The organism is Streptomyces sp. NPDC002671 (assembly GCF_053592475.1).
In genome coordinates this window covers 1-5,665 of the sequence record NZ_JBSFVU010000117.1, presented here as the reverse complement: position 1 = coordinate 5,665, position 5,665 = coordinate 1, and the positions used below count along the sequence as shown (strand labels likewise).

At 65.2% G+C, this 5,665-nt stretch carries 4 protein-coding genes and 1 pseudogene; 3 read left to right on the top strand and 2 right to left on the bottom strand.

Translation table 11 applies throughout. The features are described from left to right. Nucleotides 1-85: pseudogene (locus tag ACWD35_RS44700) on the top strand (IS5/IS1182 family transposase); the annotation flags it as partial. A 545-nt stretch (nucleotides 86-630) separates the two neighbouring features. On the opposite strand, the gene ACWD35_RS44695 reads toward ACWD35_RS44700, so the two are convergent. Continuing rightward, entirely contained in the window at nucleotides 631-1,884 is a 1,254-nt protein-coding gene (locus ACWD35_RS44695) for an IS701 family transposase (RefSeq protein ID WP_451357055.1), read from the bottom strand. A 654-nt stretch (nucleotides 1,885-2,538) separates the two neighbouring features. On the opposite strand from ACWD35_RS44695, the gene ACWD35_RS44690 reads away from it, so the two are divergent. Together ACWD35_RS44690 and ACWD35_RS44685 are read left to right on the top strand one after the other, a co-directional pair. Beyond that, entirely contained in the window at nucleotides 2,539-2,985 is a 447-nt protein-coding gene (locus ACWD35_RS44690) for a hypothetical protein (RefSeq protein WP_451357054.1), read from the top strand. Nucleotides 2,986-3,081: 96 nt separating this feature from the next. Next, nucleotides 3,082-4,875: an LpqB family beta-propeller domain-containing protein gene (locus ACWD35_RS44685; RefSeq protein WP_451357053.1), complete on the top strand. Its 1,794-nt coding sequence runs from the start codon at nucleotides 3,082-3,084 to the stop codon at nucleotides 4,873-4,875. A 129-nt stretch (nucleotides 4,876-5,004) separates the two neighbouring features. On the opposite strand, the gene ACWD35_RS44680 is transcribed toward ACWD35_RS44685, so the two are convergent. Beyond that, on the bottom strand, nucleotides 5,005-5,391 hold the full coding sequence (locus ACWD35_RS44680; RefSeq protein ID WP_451357052.1) for a hypothetical protein: 387 nt from the start codon (nucleotides 5,389-5,391) through the stop codon (nucleotides 5,005-5,007). Nucleotides 5,392-5,665 lie beyond the last annotated feature (274 nt).

Sequence of the window (5,665 nt, the reverse complement as noted above, 5' to 3'; positions counted from 1 at the left end):
GCTACGCAAACTCCGATGCTCAACCGCCCGGATCACCAACCTCGTCCAAGCGATACTCACGCTGCATCTGACCAGCTCAGGGTGAGGTTGGAAAACGCTCACTGTCACCTCCGGGACCCGGCATACGGTCGGAGATGGGTTCGGCAGTTGCGAGAAGTGCTCGGTGCACGCCTGCCCACACCACGGCGACAAGATCACCGGAGCCGACTTCCACTGTGTCGACTGCATCTCGTCGTCCGCGATCACTGTCGCCGTAACTGCTTCCGCCCCGCTTCAGTAGCCTGCGCCTGGTGGGGGCTCGCCCGATCAGCCCGTAGGCCTTGCAGCCTTCGAGAGAGTCCTGTACGCATTCGGGCCTGACGCCCTGCTGGCCAACGCTCCAGGCGTCACTGTTGGTGCACTCCCCTTGATGCAGATCATGGATTCCACCGACATGGAGATGGCCCTCTCTAATACTCCAGCAGGATTTCGCTGTCTGACCTGTGGGTTTCGCTGGGCGGCTGGAGTGTAGCGGGCCGCGGAGTGGTCAGGGGTGGCCTTCGGCAGGCCGCCCCTCGATCGTGCGACAGCGCCGCAGATAGTGGCAGCGGCGGGCGACCGCTTGGCGTCGTCGGCGCCAGTTCGACCAGCTCAGCGTGTGGTGTCGTCCTCGGTGGCCACGAAGGTGCGGGGGTCGGGGACGACAAGCTGCCAGGAGTCGCCGAACCTCCGCCACTGTGAACTCGATTGCCCCGGCTTCCTCACCGGTGCCGCCCCCTTTTCCCGGACCTGGTGCGCCGTAGCGGCCAGGAAGGCATGCGCGAGCATGGCCAGAGTGATGTGCCGGTACCAGCCCACGTAGCGACGGACTTCGTACTGGTCCAGGCCACACTCGTTCTTCGCGGCCTGGAAGCACTCCTCGATCGCCCAGCGCGTCCGGGCGATTCGCACCAGTTCCTGAACGGTGGTCTCCAAAGGGGCGTAAGCGAGGCAGTAGGCGATCTGGTCGGGCTTGCTGATGCTGCGCCGGGCCAGTGCCCACCGCATGCGGTGGGGTACTTCGCCCTGGTAGTCGAACTCGGTGACGGCCGGCAGCCGGACCGCTGCCCAGTGGTAGGCGCGAGGGCCCTTCGCGCCGTCTCCGCACGAGATCCTCTCCCATGCTTCGGCCGGAGCCTGTGCGAACAGGCCGTCGATCCGGGGGCAGCCCGCGGTGAACTGGGACTTGGGCACGGCCAGCACGTAGCCGACGCCTGACTGTTCCAGCAGTCGGCGGAAGCGGCTCTCCTGACCGTAGGCGGCGTCCGCGGTGACCCAGGCGATGGGCAGCGGCGAGGCGAGGGACCGCAGCACGATGTGCCGGGCCAGCTCGCCCTTGGTGGCAAACTCCCGCTCGTCGGGGACTTTGGCCGCGCGGCAGCGTTCGCGGTCCTCGGTCCAGGTCTTGGGCAGGTAGAGCTCGCGGTCGACCAGGGCCCGGCCCAGGGTGGTTGCGTAGGCGGCGAAGACGCCGATCTGGCAATTCTCGGTGCGGCCGGCAGTTCCGAAGTACTGGCGCTGAACCCCGGCGGAGGTGATGCCCTTCTTGATGAACCCGGTGTCGTCGATGATGAGGACCCCGTCGTTCTCGCCGAGCTTGTCGGCGACGTATTCCTGCAGGTCGTCACGGATGTCGTCGGGGTTCCACTTCGCTCCGGCGAGCAGGTGCTGCAGGCCGTCAGGGGTAGCGTGACCTGCCTGCTCGGCCAGTTGCCAGCTGTTCTTCCGGGCCACCGGGGCGAGCAGACCACGTACGTAGTCGCGCATGCGGCGGCGTAGTTCCACCCGGCCGAAGCGATGGCCGATGGACACGAAGAGATCGTCCAGTTCCAGGTCCCACTGCTCGGCAACACGCGCGGTGATCACGTGGGGAGACTGCCCAGCACCCTGTCACTACCTGCGGCGCTGTCGCACGATCGAGGGGCGGCCTGCCGAAGGCCACCCCTGACCACTCCGCGGCCCACTACACTCCAGCCGCCCAGCGAAACCCACAGGTCAGACAGCGAAATCCTGCTGGAGTACTACCAGGGTACGGTCGCGCGCCACCTGACCGACGGGCTGACCTGCCCACTTCCAGTACGCCTCGAGCTACTCCCACGCACCCGCGGCGCCCCATGCCGGGACCCACGGGACTGACGGGACTGAAACCTCCCCTCGTCGTCACGGGGTGAGGCGGTGCCAATGAGGATGCAGCTTTCCAGGCTGGCAAGCTCTCGCCACCGGTCCAGGCCATTACCATCGACCTCGCCCGACACTCCACACCCCCGCCGAGGGCGGGCACTGCACCTTCCAGCCCGTCGTTCGCGGCGAGGACTGCCCGTGGAGTCTCGACTGCCACAACTATGACAAGTTCGTCATGTCCGGTGTCGACCTCCCCTACTGGCGGCGCAAGGCCGAGCAGTGGCGGTCGCTGGCGTGGAACGGTCGAACGTGACTCGGGCGTTGTTTTGTCTCCCAACGGGCCAGTCAGCCTGCTCACCTGCACCTTCGCCATCGTCATGAGAATGGGATGATGCCTTCATGAAGGTACGAGTCCTTGTCGTCAACGACGTGGCGGACGCGCGGCGCGTGGAGCAAGTGCTGCGCAATCACGTGGTCAAGCTCGCCGCGGCGGACGGGGCGGTGACGGCCACGGTGCCCGACTACGGCATCGAGGTCCGGCGAGGCCACGCTCACGTGTTCAGCCGTTCCTGGCGGGCTGATCCGGCACGCGCGCGTCCTACCGACGGTACGGGCCTCGGGCGTCCATCGCCCAGGAGGCCGAGCAGCTGCACGGTGGTTGGCTGCAGGCGTGGGGACAAAGTCGCCTCCGTACCCGCGCAGCCGGTCGGCGACCAGATACTGTCGATAGCCCCGAGGCTGGCCGGTGCGACCCCCGTCGCCGACCCGACGGCGCTGCCCGGTGCGCCCGGCCCACCTCCGGAGCACAACTACAGGACGAGACGCCCAGCCAGGACGGGACATTGAGCGAGATCTCAAGCTCTACCGGCATCGCGCCGGAGGACTCGAAGAAGGAAGGGGAGGCATTCCGTGGACACTGACCGCGAGAGGGGCACCGGGAGCATGCCGCTGCGCGCGGTGACGTACGGCCTCTGCAGTGTCGCACTGCTGGCGGGGTGCGCCTCGATGCCCGACAGTGGGGGGTTGACTGACGTCGAATCCACGCCGCAGCAGGACAGCCAGGTGCGGGTCTTCGCCATGCCGCCCAAGGACAACGCCCAGCCCTCGGAAATCGTCTCCGGCTTCCTCGAAGCGCTGACCAGCGACGATCCAAACTATTCGAGGGCGCGTCAGTATCTGACCAAGGCGGCGTCGGATGCGTGGAAGCCGGGGTTGTCCACCACGGTCCTCGCGGACGGGCCCGGCATCGACACCCTGGGCGGCCGTAAGGACGGCGACACCCTCTCGTTCACGCTGACCGGCACCAAGGTCGCCACGCTGGACGCGCAGCAGGCGTACTCGCCCGCCAACGGCGCCTACAACACGCCGGTGCATCTCACGCGTGACAAGAAGACCAAGCAGTGGCGCATCGACTCGCTCCCGCAGGGCGTCGTCATCGGCAATTCGGACTTCCAGCGCAACTACATATCCGTCAACAAGTACTACTTCGCCTCGGACACCGCGGTCGGCATGGCGGCGCAGCCCGTGGCCGTCGCGGATCCCGTGTATGTGCGTCGGCGCATGGATCCCATAACTCAGACGGTCCGCTCGCTGCTCAACGGGCCCACGAACTGGCTCGATCCCGTAGTGCGGACTAGTTTCCCCGCAGGTACGGCGTTGCAGAAGGACGTCACTACGCTGACGCCCGACGACCAGAACAAGCTGATCGTGCCGCTGAACACGAACGCTGCGCGGATCGGTGAGCGCAAGTGCAACGAGATGGCGGCCCAGCTGCTGTTCACGCTACAGAGCCTCACCCCCGCGGTGGATCAGGTGGAGCTGCGGTCCGGAAGCTCGCGGTTGTGCTCGCTCAGCAAGGACCTGGCCGACGCCGTCGCCTCGCGCGCCTCGGTGGAGCATCCTGACTACCTGTACTTCGTCGACAGCAGGCACCGGCTCGCACGGCTGGCGGCCGACAACAATAGCATCAAGGCAGAGCTGGTACCCGGAGTGCTCGGAGAGGGCAACAAGCAGCTGCGGTCGGCGGCTGTTTCACGTGACGAGCACACCGCGGCCGGGGTTAGCGCCGATGGCAAGGACCTGTACGTCGCGGCACTGGCCTCCATCGGTTCACTCGGAGCCCCCGTGCTGGTCAGTCACGGCAAGACGGATCATGACCGGTTGACGGCACCCAGCTGGGACAGGCGCGGCGACCTGTGGGTGGCCGACCGCGACCCCGACAACCCCCGGCTGCTCCTGCTGGAGCATGGCAACGACGAGCCGTTGGTAGTTCGAACCCCGGAGCTGCCTGGTCGCATCAAGGCTGTGCGGGTGGCCGCCGACGGGGTGCGGATCGCGCTCGTCGTGGAGAAGGGAAGCAAGCAGTCCCTACTCATGGGCCGGATCGAGCGGGAGAAGGACGAGAACGACGAGCGTTCCACGTTCTCCCTGCATGAACTGCGCGTTGTAACACCGGAGCTGGAGCAGACCCGAGCCATGTCATGGGCAGGTGACAGCAGGATGGTGGTGATCGGGACCGAACCCGATGGCGTGGAGCAGATTCAATATGTTCAGTGCGATGGATCGATCAGCAACGAGGGGCCATTGCCTAGTGTCACTGAGGTCACAAACATCACGGCTTCCGGGAACAGGGAAATTCCCCTTGTTGTAACCTCCAAAGAGGGGCTCCTGGAGCTGTCTAATGATGGTTGGAAACCAGAGAACGAGGTGGCGCTGGCTGTTTTCTATCCGGGCTAGCGAAATGTGTTCTGCCGCAATTCCTGTCGAGTAAGGAATTGCGGCAGAAAGGGCAGGCGGGTCAACCGGTGTTGTCCGTGGTTTTCCCTCGCCCGCCCGTACTGGCTAAAGCCTTCGGAGGCGTGTAGATCAGCGGCAGTGGCTGTGGTCCACCTCGACGTTAACGCCATTGATGCCACCGATCCAGTCGACACATTGGCCAGCCGAATTCCCCGTGTAAACCGGGCCAGCGTAGTGATAGTAGTAGCCGTCATCCTTCTGCCAAGCGCCGCCACTGAGGCTAACCGCTGCATTCAGCTCATGCTTATAGCTATCAGAGTTGATGGTTACGACGCAATTCTTGGCGCCGTTGTAGGTGAGGTAAACGGTGGCTGCCATCCCTACGCTCAGGAGGCTGATGTCTCTGTGGTCGATCACCGAATATCCGGACCCGCATGCCCCGTTGTAGGGGACAATCCCGCCGGCGGCGCTTGCTGGCGGCGCGAGGGTCAGGGATGCCGCGGTCAGTGCGGTCACGGATGCTGCGAGGGTCAGAGCTTTCCGTCTCTTATCCATTACGCGACCTTATATGGAAGTTCGAACGTATGTCTATGAGTTGGCGTGGACGACGCTGTGTCGTGTGTTTGAGTGGGCGTCAAGTCCGTTTCTGGTAGCGGGCCTCGTCCGGGTTGGGTGAGGAAGCCTTGATGTGGACGCAGGGACTTTGCGAGGTCACGGGTTGGGTGAGATCGCCCGGTGATGGGCTGTCATGTCGGGTTGCTGCGGGCCCGTATGCCGATGCAGGCACGGC